The following is a 24,444-nucleotide window of genomic DNA, read 5'->3' on the forward strand; positions in this document are numbered from 1 at the left end:
CACGCGGGCGTCGGACTTGCTATGTCCGGGGTCGGCGCCGCATCGACGTGCCGGCATCCGGCGGCATTCCGGGACCTGAGGCGAGGAGAGGGCGCGCGCACGCGTGATGCCCGCAAGGAATGGACGAAAGCTTGTTCTGGATCATCGCGGTCTTTTTGACCGCCGTCGTGACGCTGACCGTGCTCTGGCCCCTCTTGCGCCGGCGGCCTGAGGCCTTGCCGGTGCGGGCGCAGTACGACGTCGAGGTCTATGGCGCCCAGCTGAACGAGTTGAAGGCCGACCTCGCCCGCGGCACGATCGCCGAGGAGGACGCCGTCGTCGCCCGCGCCGAGATCGGGCGAAGGCTTCTGAAGGCAGCGGGCGAGGCGAATGCCAGCCAGGCGAAGGCGCGCCCGCCGCGCCGCACGGCTTTGGCGATCGGCCTCGTCGCTCTGGCCCTGCCGCTCGGCGGGCTCGGCTTCTACGCGGTCCTCGGATCGCCGGCCCAGCCGGACATGCCGCTGCTGTCGCGTCTTGCCGTCGATCCCGCCAGGGCCGACCTGCCGACGCTGGTCGCGCAGGCCGAGGCGCGGCTGCGGTCCAATCCCGAGGACGGCGCGGGCTGGGACCTGCTCGGGCCGATCTATCTGCGCTCGGGCCGGCCGGATGACGCGGTGACGGCGCTGGCCAACGCCATCCGCATTCTGGGGTCGACGCCGGAGCGCGAGACCGATCTCGGCGAGGCGCTGACGCAGGCCGCCGAAGGCGAGGTCACCGATGTCGCCCGGGCCAGCTTCGAGCGCGCTCTGGCGCTGAACGCAGACTATCTGCCGGCGAAATTCTTCCTCGCCCTCGACCTGTCGCAGGAGAACCGCTTCGCCGAGGCGGCGCCCGCCTGGCAGGGCCTGATCGCCGCCAGTCCCGAGGGCGCGCCCTGGCTGACCCTCGCCAATTCCGCGCTCGCCGACGCGCAGCAGAAGATCGCCGCGGCGTCCGGCACACCGCCGACAGCGGCGACGGCTGTCCAGCCCCCTGCAGGGGCCCCGGCTCCCTTGGCCGGAACGCCGGCACCCCCGGCCGAGGCCTCGGCGCCCACGCTTCCCGGGCCGACCGGCGAGGACGTCGCGGCGGCCGCACAGCTCTCCGGCGACGACCGGCGCGCGATGATCGAAGGCATGGTCGGCCAGCTCGCCGAGCGCCTGAAAACCGCCCCGAACGACGTCGAAGGTTGGAAACGCCTGCTGCGATCCTATAGCGTTCTCGGCGACACCGGAAAGGCGCAGGGCGCGCTCACCGAGGCCCGCGCCGTCTTTGCCGAGGGCAGCACGGAGCGCGGGGCGATCGAGGAGTTCGCGGCGGCACTCGGCCTGTCCGCCACGGGAGCAACGCCATGACACGCAAGCAGAAGCGGCTCTCTTCCATCGGCGCCATTCTCGTCGTCATCGCCGCCGCCGTCGGCCTGATGCTGAGCGCCATGTCCGACAGCGTCGCCTTCTTCGCCTCGCCGACCGACGTCATGGCGCAGGTGCCCGGCAACGCCCAGCGCATCCGCCTCGGCGGGCTCGTCGAGGCCGGCTCGATCGACCACGAGGCCGGCGAGGTCGTGCGCTTCCGCGTCACCGACTCGGTCGAGAGCGTTTCCGTCGTCTACACCGGCCTCCTGCCGGATCTCTTTCGCGAGGGGCAGGGCGTCGTCACCGAGGGCACGCTCGGGCCCGACCGCGTCTTCCTCGCCGACACCGTGCTCGCCAAGCACGACGAATCCTACATGCCAAAGGAGGTCGTCGACGACATGAAGAAGCGCGGCCTGTGGCAGGAGGGCAAGGGCATGCCGACGGTGAGCGGCACCGCCGCGCCGCAGGCGCCGAGCGCCGGGGGAGCTGGAACATGATCGTCGAAGTCGGCCATTTCGCCCTCGTCCTGGCGCTGGTCACGGCCATCGTGCAGTTCGGGCTGCCGCTGATCGGCGCGCGCATCGGCGACGACCGGCTGATGGAGACGGGCGAGGTCACCGCGGTGGCGAGCTTCGCGCTGATCGCGCTCGCCTTCACGGCGCTGACGGCGGCCTATGTCGGCTCCGACTTCTCGGTGATGAACGTCTTCCAGAATTCGCATTCGGCCAAGCCGATGCTCTACAAGATCACCGGCGTCTGGGGCAATCACGAGGGCTCGATGCTGCTCTGGGTGCTGATCCTTGCCTTCTTCAGCGCCCTTGTCGCTCTGTTCGGCCGCGACATCCCGGCCTCGCTGAAGGCCAATGTGCTGTCGGTGCAGGCGCTGATCACCGTCGCCTTCCTGCTCTTCATCCTCCTGACGTCGAACCCCTTCGAGCGTCTGCTGCCGGCGCCCCTCGAGGGCCAGGACCTCAACCCGATCCTGCAGGATGTCGGCCTCGCGGTGCATCCGCCGCTCCTCTATCTCGGCTATGTCGGCTTCTCCGTCGCCTTCTCCTTTGCCGTCGCCGCCCTGATCGACGGGCGGATCGACGCGGCCTGGGCGCGCTGGGTGCGGCCGTGGACGCTGGTCGCCTGGATCTTCCTGACGCTCGGCATCGCGATGGGGTCCTACTGGGCCTATTACGAGCTCGGCTGGGGCGGCTGGTGGTTCTGGGATCCGGTCGAGAACGCGTCCTTCATGCCCTGGCTCTCGGGCACGGCGCTGTTGCATTCGGCCCTGGTGATGGAAAAGCGCGCGGCCTTGAAGATCTGGACGGTGCTGCTCGCCATCCTGACCTTCTCGCTGTCGCTGCTCGGCACCTTCCTCGTGCGCTCGGGCGTGCTGACCTCCGTGCATGCCTTCGCGACCGACCCCTCGCGCGGCGTGTTCATTCTCGCCATCCTGACGCTCTTCATCGGCGGCTCGCTGGCGCTCTTCGCCTTCCGGGCGCAGACGCTGGAATCGGGCGGCCTGTTCGCGCCGATCTCGCGCGAGGGCGCGCTGGTCTTCAACAACCTGTTCCTGACCACGGCCTGCGCCACCGTCCTCATCGGCACGCTCTATCCCCTGGTGCTCGAAGTGCTGACGGGATCCAAGATTTCGGTCGGCGCGCCCTTCTTCGACCTGACCTTCGGCCCGCTGATGATTCCGCTTCTGCTCGCCGTGCCCTTCGGCCCGCTGCTCGCCTGGAAACGCGGCGATCTCCTGGCGGCGGCGCAGCGGCTGTATTTCGCCGTCGGCACCGCCATGGCCGCCATCATCCTGACGCTCGCCTTCACCGAGGGCATGCGCATCCTCGCCGCCCTCGGCTTCGGCCTCGCCGTCTGGCTGCTGGCCGGCGCCGTGACCGATCTCGCGCTGCGCACCGGCTATCCCCGCGTCACCGCGCGCGTCGCGCTGCGCCGCTTCACCGGCCTGCCGCGCTCGGCCTTCGGCACCGCGCTGGCGCATGCCGGGCTCGGCCTGACCGTGCTCGGGGTGATCGCCACCTCCGCCTTCCAGACCGAACTGGTGACGGCGATGAAGCCCGGTGACATCCGCGAGGCCGGCGGCTACCAGATCCGCTTCGAGGGCCTGGCGGCCCGAGAGGGGCCGAACTACCGCGAGGAGGTCGGCGGCTTCACGCTGAGCCGTGGCGGCGTCGCCGTGACGCAGATGGAAAGCGCCAAGCGCTTCTATCCCGCGCGCCAGATGCCGACGACCGAGGCCGGCATCCACACCCACTGGCTAAGCCAGACCTACATCGCGCTGGGCGAGACGACGAACGGCGCCACCGTCGTGCGCCTCTGGTATAAGCCGCTGATCACGCTGATCTGGATCGGCGCCGTGGTGATGGCGCTCGGCGGCACACTGTCGCTTCTCGACCGGCGCCTGAGGGTCGGCGCCCCGGCCCGCGCCCGCCGGCGCAAGTCTGAGACGGGAGCCGTGGCGGCATGAGGCGTCTCCTGGAGATCGCCGTCGTCGCCTTCGGGCTTCTTGTCGGGCCGGTGATGGTGCCGGCGCCCGGCCTGCCCTCGCCCTTCGTCGACATCTTCTCCGGCACCGCCCGCGCGGTGCAGCCCGACGAGGTGCTGGACGACCCGGCGCTGGAGCGCCGCGCCCGCGCGCTCTCGGTCGGCCTGCGCTGCCTCGTCTGCCAGAACCAGTCGATCGACGACAGCGACGCCGCGCTCGCCAAGGACCTGCGGGTACTGGTGCGCGAGCGCCTGGAGGCGGGCGACAGCGACGAGGCGGTCATCGACTACGTCGTCGCCCGCTACGGCGAGTTCGTGCTCCTGAAGCCGCGCCTGTCATTCGGGACGATCGTGCTGTGGACGGCGCCCGCCGCCCTCATCCTCGCCGGTGCCGCCTTCGCCCTGTACTCCGCCCGCCGCCACAAGCGCGAGCCGGCGAGCATCGGACTGACGGCGGACGAGGAAAGCGCGGTGGAGCGGACGCTGGCCGAGCGCGGGCTCTAGCCTCCGTTCGGGATTGCGAATTGAGCTGATTCTTACTGCTCGAACCGCTTCTTACACTCTGACGTGACCTCCTCCCGGAGTCGCCGTTGCGCAGAGTCTGTGGTCCAAGAAGGGTGCGTTCGCTACTGGAGATACCCCAGACCTCTTGACCAGGCTTCACCGCGATGTATCTATTTAGTAGATACATTTTATCCGAGGGGGGCAGGGACATGCTCGGAACAGTGACCAAATGGGGCAATAGCCTAGCGGTGCGTCTGCCGAGCGCCTTTGCCCGTGAGGCCGGGATTCATGATGGTAAGTCTGTGAACATTAGCATTCATGAGGGTTCAGTCGTGATCACGCCGGTCGACGAAGTTGTCGAATACGACCTTGCGAAGCTTCTCGCAGGCATCACGCCGGACAACCTGCATGATGAGACTTCGACCGGTGCCTTCGTCGGCAACGAGTTCTGAGCCTTGGCTCCGTACACGCCGCGGCGTTTCGATATCATTCAGCTATCATTCGATCCTCAGGCAGGGCGAGAACAGGCAGGGCGGCGACCTGCCTACGTCCTGTCAGACGATCGCTACAACGCTTTGACCCGTCTTTGCGTGGTTTGTCCCATCACGACGCGGGTCAAGGGGTTCCCATTCGAGGTTGCTTTGCCCCAAGGTTTTCGCACCCGGGGCGTTGTCCTGTGCGATCATGTTAAAAGCATTTCATGGGACCAGCGCGGCTCCGAGTTCATCGAGAACTGCCCCGACATTGCGCCGAGGGTCTTGGGAATGCTCAAGGCGCTGATTGGCCTCTAAGGCCGCGCGCTGGTCGAGCGGTATGGATCTTCCTTGTGTCAGGGCTCTGATACCGACCGACGTGATCGCATGCCTCCGCCACCATCGCCAACATTACCAACCTTTCACCCCGCTGAAGGGGTCCCGTAACCCGAGACATCCTATCTCTCCATGCGAAGCGGGCGATGGCGTCGACGATGCCCCCGCAGCAGAGCTCCCGGGAAGCGGCGACGCGGCAGACGCCTCGCTCTTTCCCCGAGAATCCAGGGAAAAGGATGATTTCGATGCCAGACGTGATCCAGAAGTCCAAGCGCAACCGTATTCTCGTCGCCGCGCTGGCGGCCGGCGTCGCGGGTTCCGCCTTCGCCGGCGGCGTGATGACCAACATGACCGAGAGCCTTGCCGCGCCCGTCACCGTGACCTCGCCGGTACAAAGTTTCGGCTTTGCCGACGTGGTCGAGAAAGTCAGCCCGGCGGTGGTGTCCGTTCGGGTCAAGGAAAAGATGGTCGCCGCCACCGCCGACGACGGCCAGGACCAGGCCAACCCCTTCGACACCCTTCCGGAAGATCACCCGCTGCGCCGCTTCTTCGAGTTCGGCAATCCCGGCGCGCCGGGTGCCGAAGGCCTGCCCGGCCAGCGCGGACCGCGGGGCATGCAGCCGCGCCGCGAGAACCGCCAGGCGACGGCGCAGGGCTCGGGCTTCTTCGTCTCCGAGGACGGCTACCTCGTCACCAACAACCACGTCGTCGACGGCGGCGAGAACTTTACCGTGGTGATGGACGACGGCAAGGAATACGACGCCAAGCTGATCGGCACCGACAAGCGCACCGATCTGGCCGTTCTGAAGGTCGATGCCGAGAACCAGAAGTTCACCTATGTCGAATTCGGCGATGACACCAGCGTGCGCACCGGCGACTGGGTGGTCGCCGTCGGCAATCCGTTCGGCCTCGGCGGCTCGGTGACCGCCGGCATCGTCTCGGCCCGCGGCCGCGACATCGGTGCCGGCCCCTATGACGACTTCCTGCAGATCGACGCGGCGGTGAACCGCGGCAATTCCGGCGGCCCGGCCTTCAACCTCGAAGGCAAGGTGATCGGCGTCAACACCGCGATCTTCTCGCCGTCCGGCGGCAATGTCGGCATCGCCTTTGCCATTCCCGCCTCGACCGCCAAAAACGTCGTCCAGTCGCTGCGCGACAAGGGCAATGTCCAGCGCGGCTGGCTCGGCGTGCAGATCGCGCCGGTGACCGAAGGCATTTCCGAGGCGGTGGGTCTTGCCGGTTCGGACGGCGCCATCGTGACCTTGCCGGAGACCAGCACCCCGGCGTCCGAAGCCGGAATCCTGACCGGCGACGTCATCACCGCGGTGAACGGCGAGACCATTCCGGGACCGAAGGAACTGGCGCGCAAGGTCGCCGAGTTTGCGCCGGGCACCTCGATCGACGTCACGGTCTGGCGCGACAATGCGGCCAAGACGATCTCGGTCAAGCTCGGCAACCTGAACTCGCTCGACGAAGCCGCCTCGGCCGATGGTACCGCGCCGACGGCGCCGGTCGATCCGTCCTCGCTGTCGGGCTATGGCCTGACGCTGACGCCGTCCGAGGACGGCAGCGGCGTCGTCGTCACCGAGGTCGATCCGTCCTCGCCGGCGTCCGAAAAGGGCGTCCAGGCCGGTGACGTCATCGTCTCGGTCAATGGCAAGTCGGTGAAGTCGCAGGCCGACGTCAGGAAGGCGCTCGGCGATGCCGACAAGAGCGGCCGCAAGGCGGCGCTGTTCCAGCTGAAGAACGGCGACCAGAACCGCTTCGTGGCCCTGCCGATCGCCAAGGGCTGACGCCGCTCCGGTCCGGGCCCGTCCCGGACCGGCCGAACACGACGAGCGGCGGGCCGATGGGTTCCGCCGTCGCCGCCCCCGAGGTTTTCGAGGGCGGCGCGATCCAAGGGAGCGAAACGCCATGGCGCTGGCCGCTGAATCCGCTACATCCAGGTCCATGCGCATTCTGATCATCGAAGACGATCGCGAGGCAGCCGCCTATCTCGTGAAGGCTCTGAAGGAAGCGGGCCACGTGCCCGACCACGCCGGCGACGGCGCCTCGGGCTTCCACATGGCGGACACGCGCGACTACGACGTCATGGTGGTCGACCGCATGCTGCCCGAGCGCGACGGGCTGTCGGTGATCTCCGGCCTGCGCGAGAAGGGCAACGACACGCCGGCGCTGATCCTCTCGGCGCTCGGCCAGGTCGACGACCGCGTCACCGGTCTGCGCGCCGGCGGCGACGACTATCTCGCCAAACCCTTCGCCTTTGCCGAGCTTCTGGCGCGCGTGGAAGTGCTGGGACGGCGGCGCGGCAGCCGCGACGTCGAGACGTCCTACAAGGTCGGCGATCTCGAGCTCGACCGCCTCTCCCACGAGGTCCGGCGCGCCGGCAAGCCGATCGTCCTGCAGCCGCGCGAATTCCGCCTGCTCGAATACATGATGAAGAACGCCGGCCAGGTGGTAACGCGCACCATGCTCCTGGAGAATGTCTGGGACTATCATTTCGACCCACAGACCAACGTCATCGACGTCCACGTCTCGCGCCTGCGCGCCAAGATCGAGCGCGAATTCGGCTCGCCCCTCCTGCACACGGTGCGGGGCGCCGGCTACATCATGCGGGCGGATTAGCGCCGGCGCTCAGGAATCGGGGCGCTGGTCGAACTCTCTCTGCGCGGCCTCGAGGTCGGAAACATGGTCGAGCGTCCAGAGGTAGAGGGCCGCCATGGGCTCCTTCAGCGAATGGCCGAGCGGCGTGATGGAGTATTCCACGGCGACGGGCGAGGACGTGATCACCCGCCGCGACACCAGCCCATTTCGCTCCAGCCGCCGCAGCGCCTGCGTCAGCGCCTTCTGCGTCACCCCCTCCAGCCTTCGCCGCAGCATGTTGAAACGGGTCGGCTGGTTGCACAGCACGGAGAGGATCATGATCGACCATTTGTTGGCGATCTCGTCGAGAATGGGCCTTGTGGCGCAAGCCTCGGCGAAAGTCGGGTCGCACATGTCATCCATGTCGGTTTCCTCCGCTATACCTAGGCGACATCAAGTGCCTAATTGACCCTAGATATACAGGATATACTTGGGAGCTCCACCTCAATGGAGCACGGACATGTCGAAACTGAACGGAAAGATCGCGGTCGTCACCGGCGGCGGCAGCGGGATTGGCCTGGCCACCGCGAAGCGGCTCGCGGCCGAGGGCGCCACGGTCCTGGTGACCGGGCGGCGGCAGGCGGAACTGGACCGTGCGGTCGCCGAGATCGGCGGGGCGGCCGTGGCCGTGCAGGGCGATCTGACGAAGGCCGCCGATCTCGCCCGGCTGCATGCCGCCATCGCGGCCCGTGGCGAGGGTCTGGACATCCTCGTCTACTCCTCCGGCGTCGCCGATGTCGCTCCGCTCGCCGAAATCACCGCGGCGCACTTCGACAAGATCTTCGACATCAATGTGCGCGCGATGGTGTTGACCGTGCAGACGCTCGTTCCGCTGATGCGGGAGGGCAGTGCGATCGTCCTGGTCGGCTCGATCGCCGGTGTGATCGGCACGCCGGGCTACGGTGTCTACAATGCCAGCAAGGCGGCGGTGCGATCCTGGGCGCGGACGTGGACGACGGAGCTCTCCGGCCGGGGCATCCGGGTCAACACCCTGAGCCCGGGGCCGATCGACACGGCGATGATGGCCGCCGCCACCGAGGAGGTCAGGGCCGGCCTGGCGGCGCAAATTCCGCTCGGCCGCATGGGGCGGCCGGAGGAAGTGGCGGCGGCGGCCCTGTTTCTCGCCTCGGATGAAAGCAGCTATATCGCCGGTGCGGAACTGTGCATCGACGGTGGAATGACGCAGGTGTGAGGCTTGGGCAGGCGCCCGCCCGCACGAAGACGGAAGGGCCCGGCCATGTTCGACGTTCTGGACGCAGTCGGCTCCGTGCCAGTCGCAAGGGCTGGCACGGAGACCATCGCCCGATGAACCGCCTGCGTTCCCTCATGCGGATGACCGCCGTCCGGCTGTCGGCGATCTATCTGGCGCTGTTCGCCATCTTCGCCGTCACGCTCGTCGTCTACGTCACCGCGACGGCGGCGGGGATTCTGCAGAGCCAAGCGCGCGCCACGATCGGCGAGGAGATCTCCGAGCTCGGCCGGATCTACTACAATGCCGGCATCGTCGGCCTCGTGCGCTCGATCGAGCGGCGCTCGCGCCAGCCCGGCGCTTCGCTCTACCTCGTCACCGACTCCACCGGCCGCATCCTCGCCGGCAATGTCGCCAGCCTCCAGGCCGGCATCCTCGACAAAAGCGGCTTCACCGAAAAAGCCTTCGGCTACGAGCGCTATGCCGAGAACGTCGTCGACCGCTACCATCTGGCGCTGGCCGAGATCGTCGCGCTGCCGAACGGCATGCGGGTTCTGGTCGGCCGCGACCAGAGCGAGCAGGAGCGGTTCCGCGTCATCGTCCAGCGGGCGCTGATCCTGGCGCTCGGCCTGATGACCGCGGGCGCGCTGTTCGCCTGGCTGATCGTCGGGCGGCGGGCGCTGAAGCGGCTCGACCAGATGTCGGCGTCGAGCGCCCGGATTCTCGCCGGCGATCTCGGCGAGCGCTTGCCGGTGACCGGCGCCGGCGACGAGTTCGACCGCCTCTCGGCCAATCTCAACACCCTGCTCGCCCGCATCGCCCTCCTGCAGGAGGGCCTGCGCCAGGTTTCCGACAACATCGCGCATGACCTGAAGACGCCGCTGACGCGCCTGCGCAACCGCGCCGAAGCCGCGCTCGCCGACGCCTCGGAAGGCGGCGATCCGCGCGCGGCGCTGGAGAACAACATCGCCGAGGCGGATCAGATGATCCGCACCTTCGATGCGCTGCTGATGATCAGCCGCGTCGAGGCCGGCTTCCACCCGGCGGAAAAGGGGGTGAGCGATGTCGCCCAAATCGTCGCCGACGTCGCCGAGCTCTACGAGCCGCTGGCGGAGGATGCCGGCGCAAAGCTGGTCACGGCCGTCTCCGGGCCGGTCGAAGCGCATGTCAGCCGCGAGCTGATCAGCCAGGCGCTGTCCAACCTCATCGACAATGCCCTGAAATACGCCGCGCGCGAGGACCGGGAAACGACGGTGACCGTCGGCCTCGAACAGCGCGGCGACCGCTGCCGTCTGTCGGTCGCCGACGACGGGCCGGGCATTCCCGAAGACAAGCGCGACCGGGTGCTGGAGCGCTTCTACCGGCTCGACGAAAGCCGCACCAAGCCGGGATCGGGCCTCGGCCTGTCGCTGGTGCAGGCGATCGCGCAGCTGCATGGCGGCCGTCTTGCCCTTGAGGATGCCGCCCCCGGCCTTAGAGTGGTCCTCGACTTCCCCCTCGACGGAAAGGTCGTAACCCCTCATGAACCGCTCAGGATCGCCGCCCCCGCCAGGGACTGATGCGGCGGCTGACGCCGCCGCGCTGAAGATCGGCGGCACCGCCCGCCTCGTGCCGCTCGACGCTGGCAAGGCCGAGGCCTGGCTCGCCGACCTCGCGCGCCGCGCCGAGGCCGAGGACTGCCCGCGCCTCCTCGCGCTGCTGGCCCGGACGGGCGACGCGGACCGGGCGCGGCTCGGCGCCGTCCTCGACCTCTCCAGCCATCTCAATGCGGTGATGCTGTCGAGCCCGGATTTTCTGGAACGCCTGTTCGACACCGAACCGCGCGCCCGCATAGCCGAGATCATCGCCAGCCTCGGCACGCTACCGGTGGCGGGGGCGAGCGAGTCCGAGACCATGGCGCTGCTGCGCCAGGCCAAGCGCGAGGTGGCGCTGCTGGTGGCCTTGCGCGAGCTGTTCGGCGCCGCCGACGGGCGCGAGACCACGGCCGACCTGTCGGATCTCGCCGAAGGCGCCGTCGGCGCGGCGGTGCGCTTTGCCCTGCTCGACCTGCACAATCGCGAAAAACTCGCGCTGCCCGATCCCGCCCACCCGGAAAAAGGCTGCGGCCTCTTCGTCCTCGGCATGGGCAAGCTCGGCGGGCGTGAGCTGAACTATTCCAGCGACATCGACCTCATCGTCTTCTTCGACCCGGACGTCGCGGCGATCCCGGACCCGGACGAGGCGGTCGAGATGTTCTCGAAACTGGTGCGGCGGCTGATCCGGATGATCGGCGAGCGCACCGGCGACGGCTATGTCTTCCGCACCGACCTACGCCTGCGCCCCGATCCCGGCGCCATGCCGCTGGCGATTCCCGTGCCGGCGGCGATCACCTATTACGAGGCGTCCGGGCGCAACTGGGAGCGCGCGGCGATGATCAAGGCGCGCGTCGTCGCCGGCGACGCCCAGGCGGGCGCGGCCTTCCTCGATGAGATCACCCCCTTCGTCTGGCGCAAATATCTGGATTTCGCCGCCATCGCCGAGATCCAGTCGATGAAGGACCGGATCGACCGGCACCGCGGTTTCGACGGCATCGGCGTTGCCGGCCACAATGTGAAGCTCGGGCCGGGCGGCATCCGCGAAGTGGAGTTCTTTGCCCAGACGCAGCAGCTGATCGCCGGGGGGCGGGCGCCCGAGCTGCGCCTGCGCCGGACCGAGGAGACGCTGTCGGCGCTGGCCGGGGGCGGCTGGATCACGCCCGGGGTGGCCACCGAGCTGACCGGGTCCTACTGGTTCCTGCGCCGGGTGGAACACGCCATCCAGATGGTCGCCGACGAGCAGACCCACACGCTTCCCGAAGATGCCGAAGGGCTGGAACGGGTGGCGCGCCTGTCCGGCTTTGCCGACCTCGCCGGCTTTTCCGAAAGCCTGCTGCCGACGCTGACGCGGGTGGAGGCGCTGTTTTCCAGCCTGTTCGCCCAGCGCACCGAGCCCGACGACGCGCTGCCGAAAGTCGGCGGCTTTCTCGGCGGCGAGGACGAGGCGGGCGTCGCCGCCTATCTCGCCGGCCTCGGCTTCCAGAGACCGGGCGACATCGCCCGCATCCTGCGCGGCTGGGGCGCGGGGCGCGTGCGCGCGACGCGGGCCGAGGCGACGCGCCGCCAGCTCGCTATCGTCCTGCCGGCGCTGCTGGAGGCTTTTGCCAAGGCCGAAGATCCCGATGCGGCCATGGCCGCCTTCGACGGCTTCGTCTCGCGCCTGCCGGCCGGGCTGCAGTTCTTTTCGCTGCTGGCCTCCAATCCGCGCCTGCTCGATCTCCTGGCGCTGGTGATCTCGGCCGCGCCGCGCCTCGCCGAGACGATCTCGCACCGGCCGCATGTCTTCGACGCCCTGCTCGATCCCGCCTTCTACCGCGAGGTGCCGACGGCGGATCTCATGGCCGAGCGCCTCTCCGCTTTCCTCGCCGATTCCGACGGCTATGAGGAGCGCCTGGTGCGCTTGCGCCTGTTTGCCTCCGAGCAGAAATTTCTCGTCGGCGCGCGGCTGCTCTCCGGCGCGATCGAGGGAGAGGTCGCGGGGGCGGTCTATTCCGCCATCGCCGACGTCGTCCTCGCCGCCGCCTTCGACGCGGTGGAGAAGGAATTTGCCCGCGTGCACGGCACGGTGCCCGGCGGACGCGCGGCGCTCCTCGGCATGGGGCGCCTCGGCAGCCACGAGCTGACGGAGGGCTCGGACGTCGACCTGCTCCTCCTCTACGACCACGACGAGGGGGCGGAGGAATCGGTCGGGGCCCGGCCGCTCGCCACCACCACCTATTACAGCCGGCTCACCCAGCGCCTGATCGCGGCGCTGACCGCGCCGATGGGGGAGGGGATCCTGTACGAGGTCGACTTCCGCCTCCGGCCCTCGGGCAACAAGGGGCCGCTCGCCACCCATCTCGGGGCCTTCCGGCGCTACCAGGAAAACGAGGCCTGGACCTGGGAGCGGATGGCGCTGACGCGCTCGCGCCCGATCGCCGGCGATGCCTCGATGCAGACGCAAGCCGAAGCGACGGTGCGGGAAATCCTCGCCTTGCCGCGCGATCCCGTGGCGATGCGCCAGGACGTTGCGGCAATGCGGGCGCGGATCGCGCGGGACAAGCCGGCGCGCGGCGCGCTCGACCTGAAGCTGATCGCCGGCGGGCTGATCGATCTGGAGTTCATCGCGCAATGGGCGATCCTCGCGGGCCATGTGCCACCCGCTCTGATCGGCCGCCCGACGGCCGAAGTGCTGCGGGCGCTGGAAGTCGCGGGCGTGTTACCGAATGGTAATTTCCCGCTCATTTTGGGTTCATCCGCTGACGCCTACACCAGGATCATTCAACTGACCCGGCTGGGTCCCGGCCATGCCCACACCGTCGAAGCCCTTCCCCGGGGCCTGTCGGAGCGGGTGGCCGAGGCCCTCGGTCTCGCCTCTCCCGAGGCGATCGAGCCGACAGTTGCGACAACGGCTGCCGCCGTCAACGAAACGTTCACGCGGCTGCTACCCATGGATCGCGAGGACGGCGTCTGACGCCGCGCCTCGCAGGCGCCCCGGCGCAACAGGAGCTTCGGATGAACAGAATCAAGCAGCTTGCCCTTTCCAGCGTCGTGATGACGCTTGCGGTTTCGGGCTTCGCCTATGCCCAGACCACCACGACCCCGACGCCGCCCGCTGCCGCCACCACCACCGGGCAGGCGCCTGCCACGATGCAGGACGACGACGCCATGATGGACCAGGCCGACGACCTCGGCGATCTCGACGACGGCGACGACATGGACGCGCCCGACATGGACGCGGGCACGGGCGCTGACACGGGTGCCGAGATAGACGACGACGCGCCGGCCGCCGAGACGGCCGCGATGCCGGCGCCGCCGCGCCCGGGCAAGGACGGTCCGGGCCGTCGCGGCGGCCGGATGGGCTGGCTCGACACCAACAAGGACGGCACCATCAGCAAGGAAGAGTTCCAGGGCCGCCGCGTCGAGCGCCTGAAGACGGCCGACACCGACGGCGATGGCACGATCAGCCAGCAGGAGATGGAAGACATGGTGCTGAAGCAGATCGTCGAACGCCGCGCCCGCCAGATGACCAAGCGCCTCGACATCAACGGCGACGGCAAGGTCACCCTCGCCGAGGTCCAGGGCATGCGCGACAAGCGCTTCGCCGTCATGGACCGCAACGACGACGGCACGATCGACCGCCGCGAACTCGCCGAGGCGCATCGCGGCATGGGCCCGAAGCACGGCATGGAGCGCGGCGGCCGCCAGGGCATGCACGGCAAGCACCACGGCCGCCACGGCGAACGCCACGGCCGCCACGGCGGCGAGGGCCGCCACCACGGCCACGACGGCCAGCGCATGATGCCGGGCGGCGAGCGCGACCGCTACTGATCTCAGGCTGATCGGTGAAATGACAGGCGGCCCCGGAGAGATCCGGGGCCGTTCGTCGTTTCGAATTGCGCCAGAACAGGCAATGCAGGCCCTCACCGGGCGAACTTTTTGGCGGCGAACACGCATGCGATGACGAGTCCCGTCACCAGGATCATCGACCACGCCACGGGTTCTCCCAGCAGAAGTCCGGCCAGCGCGAGCCCGAAGAAGGGCTGGAGAAGCTGGAGCTGGCCGACGCCGGCAATGCCGCCGAGCGCCAGACCGCGGTACCAGAACACGAAGCCGACCAGCATCGAAAACACCGACACATAGGCGAGCCCGAGCCATTCGGGGGCGGTGATCCCGGCCCAGTCCCCCGGCAGGGTGACGAGCGCGATGAGACCGGCGAACGGCAGCGACCCCAGAAGAGCCCACGAGATGACCTGCCAGCCGCCGAGACGACGCGCCAGCGTCGCCCCTTCCGCGTAGCCCAGGCCACACAGGACGATCGCCGCCAGCATCAACAGGTCGCCGGTCAACGAGGCCGAACCGCTCTGGGCGAGGGCGAAGCCGGCCACAGCCGCAGCACCCGTGACAGAGAAGAGCCAGAAGGCCGGCTTCGGTCGTTCGCCGCCCCGGACCACGCCGAAAATCGCGGTCGACAGCGGCAGGAGGCCGATCAGGACGATCGAATGGGCCGAGGTGATGTGCTGGAGCGCCAGCGCGGTGAGGAGCGGGAAGCCCAGCACCACACCGAGCGAGACCACCGCCAGCGGCGCGAGGTCCACGGCCTGCGGGCGCTTCTGCCGCAGAGCCATGAGCAGCAGCGCGCCGAGCGCGGCGGCGATCACCGCACGCGCCGAGGTCAGGAACAGGGGCGAGAAGCCACCGACGGCGACGCGCGTCGCGGGCAGCGAGCCGCTGAAGATGATGACGCCGAGGAGGCCGCTGCCCCATCCGGCCGTTGATCTGTCCATGACGCTCTCCTGGTTTCGCCTCCGGGATAGCGCGGGCGAGGCTGGATCGGACAGCGACAGTGGCCTACGGTGACGCCGAACTGTATGGGTAGCGGGAGCAGAACGCTTGCAGCTTTCGATCGAACGTCATCCCGAAGCGGCGACCCGCACGGCAACCGTCATGAACGCGATCCGGCGCCGGATCGCCGCCCGCACGCTGACGTCGGGCGAGAAGCTTCCCTCCATCCGCGGGCTTGCCAACGCGATGAGCGTCTCGCCGTCGACCGTGGTGGAGGCCTACGATCGCCTCGCTGCCGAAGGTCTGATCCGGTCCCGCCCGGGGTCTGGCTTCTTTGTCGCCGGCAGCCTGCCGCTCGTCCTTGCCGATGTCGAACCCCGAACGGATCGGGCGGTCGATCCGCTGTGGGTATCGCGGCAGTCGCTTGACGGGGGAGCGGACATGCTTCGTCCCGGATGCGGCTGGCTTCCGGCCGACTGGATGCCGACCGCGGCGATCCGGCGGGCCTTGCGGGCGGCTGCCAAAGCCGAAGATGCGATGCTTACCGACTACGGCGCCACGCGCGGCTCGCGGGCGCTGCGGGGTGTGCTGGCGCGTCAGTTCGCAGCGGAAGGCATCGACGCTGGGGCCGACCAGATCCTGCTCACCGCATCCGGCACGCAGGCGATCGACCTCGTCTGCCGCTTCCTGCTGCAACCCGGCGACACGGTGCTTCTGGACGATCCCTGCTACTTCAACTTCCAGGCCCTGCTCCGCGTTCACCGGGTGAAGGTCGTCGGCGTGCCGATGACGCCGACCGGGCCGGACATGGCATCGTTTGCGGAAGCCTTGGAGACGCATCGGCCACGCCTCTACATCCGGAATTCGGCCATCCACAATCCGACCGGCGCCTCCCTTTCCCCGCAGGCGGCGCATCGCATCCTGACCTTGGCAGCCGCGCAGGATGTCACGATCGTCGAGGACGATATCTTCGCCGATCTCGAACCCGAACCGTCGCCGCGGCTTGCCGTTTTGGACGGCCTTGCGACGGTGGTCCGGATCGGCAGTTTCTCGAAGACGCTGTCGGCTTCCGTCCGCTGCGGCTACATCGCGGCGCGGGCGGACTGGATCGACGGTCTGATCGACCTGCAAGTCGCCACGAATTTTGGCGGCCCGAGCCCGATCGCCACGGAAATCGTGTCCGGCGCCCTGTCGGACGGAAGCTACCGCAAGTACCTCGCGGCCCTTCGGTCTCGGTTGGCGAAGCGACGGCGGGAGGTGGCAGCCACGCTGGAGACCCTCGGCATCCGTCCCTGGCTCGAACCGCGCGGCGGGTTCTACCTCTGGTGTCGCCTGCCGGATGGGCAAGATGCGGCCGACGTCGCGCGCCGCGCCTTGAGGGAGAATGTCGTTCTCGCGCCGGGAAACGTCTTCAGCGTCGCACAGACCGCTCGAGACTGGATGCGCTTCAACGTGGCCCAGATGGACGACCCGCGATTGCCGGCCCTGCTGAAGCGGGTTCTGGACGGCTAGGCCTCGATTGCCCGCGTCGTGACCGATCTGGAGCTCACCGGCACGAAGCCCGCCTCCTGGTAGAGCCTTCGGGCGGCGGGGTGGTCGAGGGTGTTGGTTTCCAGGGTCATCACGGGATTGCCGACGGCGAAGCCGGCGTGGATCGCTTCCGACAGGAGATAGCGGGCAAGGCCCAGGCCGCGGAAATCCGGCAGGAGGCCGAAATGGACGAGGCGCGTCTCGCCGGGCTTGCGGGCCCAGTCGAGCTCGAACCAGCCGGCCGGGGCGCCGTCGACCGAGAGCACGTGCACGGCGATGCCGTCGATGTGGATCTCGCGGGCGAGCTGCTTTCCCGGCAGGAGACGCGAGGTCCAGTGATGCGCCCGGCCGACCACCTGGTAGAGATAGGCGTAGTAGGACAGGGGGATATGAGGCACTTCCTGCATCAGGAGCTTGCGCCGGATTTCCGGCGGATGCAGGCGGCGGCCGGGCGGCGTGCGCAGTTCGAACTGCGTGACCGTCGTTTCCAGCAATTGCACGCGGATCACCCCTTCGCGTCCGGGCGCCCGGTCTCGACCGGCGTGTCCGGGGCCGAGCCCCATTCCGTCCACGAGCCGTCGTAGAGTTTCGACGAGCGGTTGCCGACCGCCTCCAGCGCCAGGCTGATGACGGCGGCGGTGACGCCCGAGCCGCAGGTGGTGATGACGGGCTGGCCGGGATCGACGCCGGCCGCGGCGAAGACGTCGCGCAGCGCTTCCGGCGATTTCAGCCGGCCGTTCTCGGCCAGGAGCCCAATCGGCAGGGAACGGGCGCCCGGCATGTGGCCGGCGCGAACGCCAGCGCGCGGCTCGGGCACCTCGGCGGCGAACCGATCGAGCGGACGGGCGTCGGCGATCTGCGTGTCGCGCGCGGCGACATGACCGCGAACCTCGTCCATCGTGGCGACGGCGGAGGCGTCGAAGGCGGCGGTGAAGGTCGCCGCGGCGGGCATTGCTGCGCCCGTCTCGACCGGAAATCCGCCGGCCGTCCAGGCGGGGAAGCCGCCGTCGAGCAGCAGCACCTTGCGGGCGCCGAACGTGCGGAACATCCACCAGACGCGGGGAGCGGAGAACAGGCCGAGACCGTCATAGACGACGATCGTATCGGTCTCGACGATGCCGAGCGCGCCGGCGGCCGCGGCGAAGACCTCGGCGGGCGGAAGCGTGTGCGGCAGCGGCGAGCCGGGTGCGACGACGGCGTCCTGGTCGAAGAACACGGCGCCCGGCACATGCCCGGCCTCGAACTCGGCCCGCGCCGCGCGGTTCTGCGCCGGCAGGTACCAGGAAGCGTCGACGATGCGAAGGCCGGGCTCGCCGAGGCGGGCGGCGAGGTCGTCGGGCGAGATCAGGAGAGGGGACTGGATCATGCGATCTTCTCTGAACGAAGGGGAAACCGGGCCGCCGGCACTGTCATGACGGCAAGGGATAAACGCAGGATCGCGCCAAACCGGTGCATGATCTGCAAAAGGCGGCCACCTTCTTTCCAGATCATGCGGAAACACCGGGGGCGGGGCCAAAGGGCAATTCGGCCAACTGCCTGTTCCCGGCAGTGGTGATAGGCCCGCGGACGGGCCGGCGGCAAGCCTATCTCGGGACCATCAGGCGGGAAGCGGGCCGAAGCGCAGGCGCAGGCGGCGGTTGGCCTTGCCCTTCTTCTCGATCTTGCCGATGTGGACCGCACCGATCTCCTGCGTCTCCAGCACATGCGTACCGCCGCAGGGCTGGGTATCGACGCTGGCGTCCTCGCCGATGCAGACGAGCCGGATGCGCCCGGTGCCGCGCGGCGGGCGGACATTGGCGGATTTGACGAGGCCCGGATCGGCGTCGAGCTCGGCATCGGTGATCCAGCGGGTGAAGACCGGGTGATTGGCCTCGACCAGCGCCATCAGCGCGGCGGTGACGCCCGCCTTGTCGAGATCGGCATCGGGAATGTCGAAGTCGATACGGCTCTCCTCCGGCCCGACGGCCGCGCCGGTCACCGGAAAAGGGCAGACGACGGTGAGGAGATGCAGCGCCGTGTGCATGCGCATCATCCTGTAGCGCTTCTGCCAGTCGACATGCAGCACCAGCGTCTCGCCGGGCGCAGGCAGGGCGGCCCCCGGCTCGGCGCGCATGACGATGGCGGCGCGGTCGGCGGCATAGACGGTATCGAGGATCGGGATCTGCCGGCCGTCCGCCGTCTCGACGAAACCGGTGTCGCCGGGCTGGCCGCCGCCCGAGGCGTAGAAATTGGTGGCGTCAAAGACGAGCCCGTCCTCGCCGTCGAGGCGCAGGAGTGTCGCCTCCATGGTCGAGAGATAGGCGTCGTCCTGGTAGGCCTGGACCGTGTCCATCACGGCACCGGTTCGAAGGGGATGTCGAAGGCGGGCGGCCCCTTCGCCTCCAGCCATGCCGGCGTCGGCAGGCCCTTGGAGCGCAGGAATTCCGGGTTGAACAGTTTCGACTGGTAGCGGTTGCCGTAGTCGCAGAGGATGGTCACGATGGTGTGCCCGGGGCCCATCTCCCGCGCCATGCGGATCGCGCCGGCGATGTTGACGCCCGAGGAGCCGCCGAGGCACAGGCCTTCCTCGCCGACGAGGTCGAAGACAATTCTAACCGCTTCCTCGTCCGGCACCTGGTAGGCGAAATCGGGCGCAAAGCCTTCGAGATTGGCGGTGATGCGGCCCTGGCCGATGCCCTCGGTGATCGACGAGCCCTCCGACTTCAGCTCGCCCGTCGTGTAATAGCTGTAGAGCGCCGCGCCCATCGGATCGGCGAGGCCGATCTTGATATGGCCGGAGCGGCGCTTCAGGCCCATGGCGGTGCCGGCCAGCGTGCCGCCGGTGCCGACCGCGCAGATGAAGCCGTCGATCTCGCCGCCGGTGGCGTGCCAGATCTCCTCGGCGGTGGTCACGACATGGCCGTCGCGGTTGGCGGTGTTGTCGAACTGGTTGGCCCAGATCGCGCCCTGCGGATGCGAGGAGGCCAGCTGCGCGGCGAGGCGCCCGGACAGCTTCACGTAGTTGTTGGGGTTCTTGTAGGGGACGGCCGGCACTTCGATCAGCTCGGCGCCCATCAGCCGCAGCGCGTCCTTCTTTTCCTCGCTCTGCGTCTCCGGGATGACGATGACGGTGCGATAGCCGAGCGTGTTGGCGACGAGGGCGAGGCCGATGCCGGTATTGCCGGCGGTGCCCTCGACGATCAGCCCGCCCGGCTGGATCAGGCCCTTCTCCTCGGCGTCGCGGATGATGAAGAGACCGGCCCGGTCCTTCACCGACTGGCCGGGATTGAGGAACTCCGCTTTGCCGTAGATCTCGCAGCCGGTCTCCTCGGAGGCCCGCTTCAGGCGGATCAGCGGGGTGTTGCCGATGGCGTCGAGAACATTGGTATGTCGGGACATAAGGCGCCTGTTCGCATGAGGGTTGGGCGGAACCTATGGCCCGGACGGGGGCATGGCAAGGATCAGACGACCGGTCGCACGGCCTTGCGAGGATGGTTTTTGCGTGCGCAGCGTCAGACGGCGTCCGCGTGCGCCTCTCCCTGCATCGTCTTGAAGGCGTCGAGCGCGCGGGCCCTCGCCGCGGCGTGGTCGACGATCGGCCGGGGGTAGGTCGTGCCGAGCCTCACGCCGGCCCTCGTCAGCGTCGCCGTGTCCTCCTCCCAGGGCGCGTGGATCGCCTTGTCGGAGAGGTCGGCGAGTTCCGGCACGAAGCGGCGGATATAGGCGCCGGCGGGGTCGAATTTCCGGCTCTGGGTCATCGGGTTGAAGATGCGGAAGAAAGGCTGGGCGTCGGCGCCCGAGCCCGCCACCCACTGCCACTGCGAGGCATTGCTGGCGGGGTCGCCGTCGACCAGCGTGTCCCAGAACCACTTCTCGCCCAGGCGCCAGTCGATGAGGAGATGCTTGGCCAGGAAGGAGGCGGTGACCATGCGCATGCGATTGTGCATCCAGCCTGTCTGCCAGAGCTGGCGCATCGCCGCATCGACGAGCGGATAGCCCGTGCGCCCTTGCTGCCACGCCTTCAGCTCCTCCGGCGCCTCGCGCCAGGGGAAGGCGTCGAAGCGGGGATCGAAGTTGCGCTCGGCGAGCGGGCCGAAATGCGTGAGCAGGTGATAATTGAAGTCGCGCCAGACCAGCTCCTTCTCGTAGCGCTCGAGGTCGCCCGCGGGCACCTTGCGGTGGCCGGCGGCGGTCTGCGCCATGTGCCAGAGCCGGAAGGGCGAGATCTCGCCAAAACGCAGATGCGGCGACATGCGCGAGGTCGCGTCCTCGGCGGGGAGGTCGCGGCCCTCGTCATAGCCCTTCAGCCGCGCCTCGCAGAACGCCTCGAAGCTTTTCCGGGCCGCCGCCTCGCCGGGCGTCCAGGCCTGGCCAAGGCCCCCCGACCAGTCGGGCCGCGTCGGCAAGAGCTTCCATGCCGCCAGCGTGTCCGAGCTCGGCCCCTTGCCGGCGGGCGGCACGATGCGTTTCGGCGGATCCAAAGGCTCGCGCGGCTCGCCGCTCGCCGACAGCGTCTTCCAGAACGGCGTGTAGACGCGGTAGCTGTTGCCCGTCTTGGTCTTCACCGCCGAGGGGTCGTGCAGGATGTGGGCGCGAAAGCGCTGGACGTCGATGTCCTCCAGCCCGGCGGCGATGTCGTCGTCGCGCGCCACCGCGTCTTCCTCGTAGCGGCGGTTGAACCAGAGCGCCGTCGCGCTCGCCTCCTCCAGCACCGCGGGAACGATTTGCGCGGCCGAGCCCCGGCGCAGGATCAGCCGGCCGCCGAGTTTTTCGATCGCCTCGGAAAAGGCGGTCAGCGAATGGTGGAGCCACCACAAATGGGCGCCGCCGAGCGGCCGCGGGCCCTCATCCTCGAGGATGAACAGCACCACGACCGGCCGGCCCGTCTGGCAGGCTTCGGCGAGGGCGGGATTGTCGTCTAGTCTCAGATCGTCGCGCAGCCAGACGAGGATGGGGGAGGTGTCTTCAGCGGATTTCATGAGTCTCGCTTGTCGGCGGCCGGAGGTCGTCAGCAAGCTAAGGCTCGCATCGGCCCCTGACAGGGGCAAAGGGCGGCGCGCGGCCCCCGCCGCGATCACGCCCCCGTCATCCGGCCGGCACGGGCGCGCGCCGAGCGGGCCGCAGCCGGTGTCGTCCGGGACCCGCGGTCGTCGCGATGGAGTGGGTTAGGCGGCCCTGGCGCGGACGCTCTCGGGGCCGGCGGCGCGGGCGCGGCCGTCGAGCGGCATGCGCACCGAGACCACGGTGCCGACGCCGACGGTCGAGGCGATGCGCATGCGGCCGCCGTGCAGCTCGACGAGCGAGCGGGCGATGGCGAGGCCGAGGCCGGTGCCCTTGTTGGTGCGCGTCAGCTCGTTCTCGACCTGCTCGAAGGGACGTCCGAGGCTCTTCAGCGACTCCTTCGGGATGCCGATGCCGGTATCGGAAATGGTAATGAGCGCGGCACCCTGCACCTGACGCGCGCGCATTTCGATGCGGCCGCCGGGATCGGTGAACTTGATGGCATTGGCGAGGAGGTTGAGCAGGATCTGCTTGGTGGCGCGCCGGTCGGCTGCGAGCGAGAGGCGCTCGGGCAAAGCGGTGACGAGCGTCAGCGCCTTCCGCTCGGCCTGGACCTCGACGATCTTTGTCGCCTCGCCGATGATGTCGGCCAGGTTGATCGGTTCGCGCGACAGAAGCAGGCGGCCGGCCTCGATCTTCGACATGTCGAGAATGTCGTTGATCAGCTTCAGGAGATAGTGGCCGCTGTCGTGGATGTCGGAGGCGTATTCGGTGTATTTCGGGCAGCCGATCGGGCCGAAGGAGCCCTCGCGCATGATCTCGGAAAAACCGATGATGGCGTTCAGCGGCGTGCGCAGCTCGTGGCTCATATTGGCGAGGAAGGTGGTCTTGGCGCGGTTGGCGGCCTCGGCCCGCTCCTTCTCGACGATGTAGGAGGCGTTCACCAGGGACAACTGGCGCGCCTTGGCCTCGGCGTCGCGGCGGGCGACGGAGAGGTCGTCGATCGTCGCCATCAGCCGGCGCTCGGAATCGTAGAGGCGCTCCTGGTTCATCTTGATCTGGGTGATGTCGGTGCCGATGGAGACGAAGCCGCCGTCCGAGGTCTGGCGTTCGGAAACCTGCAGCCAGCGGCCGTCGGCCAGCATGACCTCGGTGACGCGCTCGCCGGCGACGAAGGTGGGGCTGGTGATGCTGCGCGTCTCGATCGGCTTGCGGGCGCGGGCATTGACCTCCTCGAAGGGGGCGCCCGGCACGACGGCGGCGTCCGGCAGGCCGTAGACTTCCTGGTACTGGTCGTTGCACAGGACGAGCCGGCCGCGGCTGTCCCACAGGACGAAGCTCTCGGAAATGTTCTCGACGGCGTTGTGGAGGCGGGTGTTGGCTTCGTCGGTGCGGCGCGCCAGCGCCTGCTGCTCGGTGACATCCACGGCGACGCCGATGACGTGGATCTCGTTGTCGGCATTGCGGGTGATTTCGGCGCGGGCCCGGAGCCAGATATAGGCGCCGTCGCTGCGGCGCATGCGGAAGGAGCGGTCGAGGTTGACGATCTTGCCCGAGGCGATGGCGCGGGCGATGGTGAACAGGCTGCCGTCCTCGGGATGCATCAAATGGGCGACGTCGCCGAAGGACAGGACGCCGTCCTGGGCCGGCATTTCCAGGATTTCGTACATCGATCGCGACCAGTACATGCGGCCGCGCGACAGGTCCCAGTCCCACAGGCCGCAGCGGCCGCGCGAGAGCGCCGTGTCGACGCGCTGATGCGTGGTGAGATAGAGCTCGTCCGCCTCTCTCGTGCGCATCGACTGGCGGAAATAGGCGTAGAGGATGACCAGCATGATGAGGCTGGTGAGGGCGAAGAAGGTGACGTTGACCGAGACCGTGCTGCGCCACTCGGCGAAGAGGTCGCTCTCCTTCTGGATGAAGGTCACCGAACCCAGCGGCTCGGCCAGCGTGGCATTGGCCACCAGCGCGCTGTCGCCGTCGAGGCGGGTGCGCAGCAGGCCGGCGCGCTCGCCGAACATCAGCAGCGGCTGGATGCCGCCGAACAGGTTGGACAGGTTCTGTCCGACATAGCGCTCGTAGCCGGGGAGGGTGGCGACGATCTCGCCCGAGGGGTCGGCGATGACGACGAAGCGGCCGTCCTCGGCCAGTTCCCGCGGCACGGCGCTGGTGAGAAGCTCGACGGCCTCGTTCGCGGCGATGGCGGCATGATCGGGGTTCGACGGCGTGCCGGGCGCCTGCTGTTCGGCCCGGACCAGGCTGGCGCCGAGCCGCAGCGTCTGGCTGGCGGCGGTTTCGATGACCTGGCGCTCTTCCATGAGGGAGATGAAGCGGGCGACGGCCAGGATCGCCAGGAAGCCGACGATCATGATCGGGATGGCCCGGCGCAGCGTCGGCTCGGCGTCGCCGAGCGTCTGGAAGCGCCGTACGGCCTTGGATCTCAGGCCTCTCGCCATTCCGCTCTTCGCTTTCAGCAGGCCATCGATTCGAGACAAGCGTCCCCCTGCCGGCACGCGTGACGCGTCCGCACCCATCGCTTCAGACATGTGTATTACCCCTCGGCGATTCGTATGCCGCACATC

22 protein-coding genes are annotated in these 24,444 nt (G+C 68.7%); 13 read left to right on the forward strand and 9 right to left on the reverse strand.

The annotated features are described in order from the left end of the window. Positions 1-131: 131 nt before the first annotated feature. From ccmI to IEX88_RS07180, 8 genes are all read left to right on the forward strand, one after another. The gene (ccmI, locus tag IEX88_RS07145) at positions 132-1,373 is read left to right on the forward strand and encodes a c-type cytochrome biogenesis protein CcmI (protein WP_188849910.1); all 1,242 of its coding nucleotides are present in this window, start codon (positions 132-134) and stop codon (positions 1,371-1,373) included. Then, entirely contained in the window at positions 1,370-1,870 is a 501-nt protein-coding gene (ccmE, locus tag IEX88_RS07150; RefSeq protein ID WP_188849911.1) for a cytochrome c maturation protein CcmE, read from the forward strand. The genes ccmI and ccmE overlap by 4 nt, the downstream gene beginning before the upstream one ends. After that, positions 1,867-3,852 carry a heme lyase CcmF/NrfE family subunit gene (locus IEX88_RS07155; protein WP_188849912.1) on the forward strand — a complete coding sequence of 662 codons (1,986 nt, stop codon included), beginning with the start codon at positions 1,867-1,869 and terminating at the stop codon, positions 3,850-3,852. Before ccmE ends, IEX88_RS07155 begins: the two co-directional genes overlap by 4 nt. Before the next feature lie 53 nt (positions 3,853-3,905). Then, positions 3,906-4,373, forward strand: coding sequence for a cytochrome c-type biogenesis protein (locus IEX88_RS07160; RefSeq protein ID WP_188850310.1), 468 nt, complete (start codon positions 3,906-3,908; stop codon positions 4,371-4,373). A gap of 209 nt (positions 4,374-4,582) precedes the next feature. Further along, positions 4,583-4,825, forward strand: a complete 243-nt coding sequence (locus tag IEX88_RS07165) for an AbrB/MazE/SpoVT family DNA-binding domain-containing protein (protein ID WP_188849913.1) — start codon at positions 4,583-4,585, stop codon at positions 4,823-4,825. A 3-nt stretch (positions 4,826-4,828) separates the two neighbouring features. Further along, complete coding sequence (locus tag IEX88_RS07170; protein WP_188849914.1) at positions 4,829-5,164, forward strand: type II toxin-antitoxin system PemK/MazF family toxin; 336 nt, start codon at positions 4,829-4,831, stop codon at positions 5,162-5,164. Positions 5,165-5,427: 263 nt separating this feature from the next. Next, on the forward strand, positions 5,428-6,975 hold the full coding sequence (locus IEX88_RS07175; protein ID WP_188849915.1) for a Do family serine endopeptidase: 1,548 nt from the start codon (positions 5,428-5,430) through the stop codon (positions 6,973-6,975). 157 nt (positions 6,976-7,132) lie between these two features. Continuing rightward, the gene (locus IEX88_RS07180) at positions 7,133-7,807 is read left to right on the forward strand and encodes a response regulator transcription factor (RefSeq protein WP_188849916.1); all 675 of its coding nucleotides are present in this window, start codon (positions 7,133-7,135) and stop codon (positions 7,805-7,807) included. 9 nt (positions 7,808-7,816) lie between these two features. Here the strand turns inward: IEX88_RS07180 and IEX88_RS07185 are convergent, their stop codons facing one another. Further along, a complete protein-coding gene (locus IEX88_RS07185; protein ID WP_188849917.1) occupies positions 7,817-8,188 on the reverse strand; it encodes a winged helix-turn-helix transcriptional regulator in 372 nt (123 codons plus the stop codon). Positions 8,189-8,285: 97 nt separating this feature from the next. Here IEX88_RS07185 and IEX88_RS07190 point away from each other — a divergent pair, with 97 nt between their 5' ends. From IEX88_RS07190 to IEX88_RS07205, 4 genes are all read left to right on the forward strand, one after another. After that, entirely contained in the window at positions 8,286-9,017 is a 732-nt protein-coding gene (locus IEX88_RS07190) for an SDR family NAD(P)-dependent oxidoreductase (RefSeq protein WP_188849918.1), read from the forward strand. A gap of 113 nt (positions 9,018-9,130) precedes the next feature. After that, entirely contained in the window at positions 9,131-10,573 is a 1,443-nt protein-coding gene (locus tag IEX88_RS07195) for a sensor histidine kinase (protein ID WP_188849919.1), read from the forward strand. After that, the gene (locus IEX88_RS07200; protein WP_188849920.1) at positions 10,536-13,541 is read left to right on the forward strand and encodes a bifunctional [glutamine synthetase] adenylyltransferase/[glutamine synthetase]-adenylyl-L-tyrosine phosphorylase; all 3,006 of its coding nucleotides are present in this window, start codon (positions 10,536-10,538) and stop codon (positions 13,539-13,541) included. The genes IEX88_RS07195 and IEX88_RS07200 overlap by 38 nt, the downstream gene beginning before the upstream one ends. A 41-nt stretch (positions 13,542-13,582) precedes the next feature. Beyond that, positions 13,583-14,398 (forward strand): EF-hand domain-containing protein, encoded by an 816-nt coding sequence (locus IEX88_RS07205; RefSeq protein WP_188849921.1) that lies wholly within the window; start codon positions 13,583-13,585, stop codon positions 14,396-14,398. Positions 14,399-14,490: 92 nt separating this feature from the next. On the opposite strand, the gene IEX88_RS07210 is transcribed toward IEX88_RS07205, so the two are convergent. Then, positions 14,491-15,354, reverse strand: a complete 864-nt coding sequence (locus IEX88_RS07210) for a DMT family transporter (RefSeq protein WP_188849922.1) — start codon at positions 15,352-15,354, stop codon at positions 14,491-14,493. 160 nt (positions 15,355-15,514) lie between these two features. Between IEX88_RS07210 and IEX88_RS07215 the strand changes: the two genes are divergently transcribed. Then, positions 15,515-16,864 carry an aminotransferase-like domain-containing protein gene (locus IEX88_RS07215; RefSeq protein WP_188850311.1) on the forward strand — a complete coding sequence of 450 codons (1,350 nt, stop codon included), beginning with the start codon at positions 15,515-15,517 and terminating at the stop codon, positions 16,862-16,864. Here the strand turns inward: IEX88_RS07215 and IEX88_RS07220 are convergent. From IEX88_RS07220 to IEX88_RS07245, 7 genes are all read right to left on the reverse strand, one after another. Next, a complete protein-coding gene (locus tag IEX88_RS07220; protein WP_188849923.1) occupies positions 16,861-17,382 on the reverse strand; it encodes a GNAT family N-acetyltransferase in 522 nt (173 codons plus the stop codon). The genes IEX88_RS07215 and IEX88_RS07220 overlap by 4 nt on opposite strands. A 5-nt stretch (positions 17,383-17,387) precedes the next feature. Further along, complete coding sequence (sseA, locus tag IEX88_RS07225; RefSeq protein ID WP_188849924.1) at positions 17,388-18,248, reverse strand: 3-mercaptopyruvate sulfurtransferase; 861 nt, start codon at positions 18,246-18,248, stop codon at positions 17,388-17,390. Then, positions 18,245-18,373, reverse strand: coding sequence for a hypothetical protein (locus tag IEX88_RS27030; protein ID WP_274604579.1), 129 nt, complete (start codon positions 18,371-18,373; stop codon positions 18,245-18,247). The genes sseA and IEX88_RS27030 overlap by 4 nt, the downstream gene beginning before the upstream one ends. Positions 18,374-18,479: 106 nt before the next feature. Further along, entirely contained in the window at positions 18,480-19,214 is a 735-nt protein-coding gene (locus tag IEX88_RS07230) for an alanyl-tRNA editing protein (protein WP_188849925.1), read from the reverse strand. Further along, positions 19,214-20,260: a cysteine synthase A gene (locus IEX88_RS07235; protein WP_188849926.1), complete on the reverse strand. Its 1,047-nt coding sequence runs from the start codon at positions 20,258-20,260 to the stop codon at positions 19,214-19,216. Before IEX88_RS07235 ends, IEX88_RS07230 begins: the two co-directional genes overlap by 1 nt. A 113-nt stretch (positions 20,261-20,373) precedes the next feature. Continuing rightward, positions 20,374-21,840 (reverse strand): cryptochrome/photolyase family protein, encoded by a 1,467-nt coding sequence (locus IEX88_RS07240; protein ID WP_188849927.1) that lies wholly within the window; start codon positions 21,838-21,840, stop codon positions 20,374-20,376. 186 nt (positions 21,841-22,026) lie between these two features. Beyond that, positions 22,027-24,318: a PAS domain-containing sensor histidine kinase gene (locus tag IEX88_RS07245; protein WP_244639928.1), complete on the reverse strand. Its 2,292-nt coding sequence runs from the start codon at positions 24,316-24,318 to the stop codon at positions 22,027-22,029. Positions 24,319-24,444 lie beyond the last annotated feature (126 nt).

This window comes from Aureimonas glaciei (genome assembly GCF_014643375.1).
Taxonomy (GTDB): Bacteria; Pseudomonadota; Alphaproteobacteria; order Rhizobiales; family Rhizobiaceae; genus Plantimonas; species Plantimonas glaciei.

Bases quoted from the DNA above. Each gene is read 5' to 3' on its own strand.
- ccmE (WP_188849911.1), top strand. From the start codon at position 1,370: ATGACACGCAAGCAGAAGCGGCTCTCTTCCATCGGCGCCATTCTCGTC.
- IEX88_RS07155 (WP_188849912.1), top strand. From the start codon at position 1,867: ATGATCGTCGAAGTCGGCCATTTCGCCCTCGTCCTGGCGCTGGTCACG.
- IEX88_RS07160 (WP_188850310.1), top strand. From the start codon at position 3,906: ATGGTGCCGGCGCCCGGCCTGCCCTCGCCCTTCGTCGACATCTTCTCC.
- IEX88_RS07165 (WP_188849913.1), top strand. From the start codon at position 4,583: ATGCTCGGAACAGTGACCAAATGGGGCAATAGCCTAGCGGTGCGTCTG.
- IEX88_RS07175 (WP_188849915.1), top strand. From the start codon at position 5,428: ATGCCAGACGTGATCCAGAAGTCCAAGCGCAACCGTATTCTCGTCGCC.
- IEX88_RS07180 (WP_188849916.1), top strand. From the start codon at position 7,133: ATGCGCATTCTGATCATCGAAGACGATCGCGAGGCAGCCGCCTATCTC.
- IEX88_RS07185 (WP_188849917.1), bottom strand. From the start codon at position 8,188: ATGGATGACATGTGCGACCCGACTTTCGCCGAGGCTTGCGCCACAAGG.
- IEX88_RS07190 (WP_188849918.1), top strand. From the start codon at position 8,286: ATGTCGAAACTGAACGGAAAGATCGCGGTCGTCACCGGCGGCGGCAGC.
- IEX88_RS07195 (WP_188849919.1), top strand. From the start codon at position 9,131: ATGAACCGCCTGCGTTCCCTCATGCGGATGACCGCCGTCCGGCTGTCG.
- IEX88_RS07200 (WP_188849920.1), top strand. From the start codon at position 10,536: ATGAACCGCTCAGGATCGCCGCCCCCGCCAGGGACTGATGCGGCGGCT.
- IEX88_RS07205 (WP_188849921.1), top strand. From the start codon at position 13,583: ATGAACAGAATCAAGCAGCTTGCCCTTTCCAGCGTCGTGATGACGCTT.
- IEX88_RS07210 (WP_188849922.1), bottom strand. From the start codon at position 15,354: ATGGACAGATCAACGGCCGGATGGGGCAGCGGCCTCCTCGGCGTCATC.
- IEX88_RS07215 (WP_188850311.1), top strand. From the start codon at position 15,515: ATGAACGCGATCCGGCGCCGGATCGCCGCCCGCACGCTGACGTCGGGC.
- sseA (WP_188849924.1), bottom strand. From the start codon at position 18,248: ATGATCCAGTCCCCTCTCCTGATCTCGCCCGACGACCTCGCCGCCCGC.
- IEX88_RS27030 (WP_274604579.1), bottom strand. From the start codon at position 18,373: ATGATCTGGAAAGAAGGTGGCCGCCTTTTGCAGATCATGCACCGGTTT.
- IEX88_RS07230 (WP_188849925.1), bottom strand. From the start codon at position 19,214: ATGGACACGGTCCAGGCCTACCAGGACGACGCCTATCTCTCGACCATG.
- IEX88_RS07235 (WP_188849926.1), bottom strand. From the start codon at position 20,260: ATGTCCCGACATACCAATGTTCTCGACGCCATCGGCAACACCCCGCTG.
- IEX88_RS07240 (WP_188849927.1), bottom strand. From the start codon at position 21,840: ATGAAATCCGCTGAAGACACCTCCCCCATCCTCGTCTGGCTGCGCGAC.
- IEX88_RS07245 (WP_244639928.1), bottom strand. From the start codon at position 24,318: ATGGCGAGAGGCCTGAGATCCAAGGCCGTACGGCGCTTCCAGACGCTC.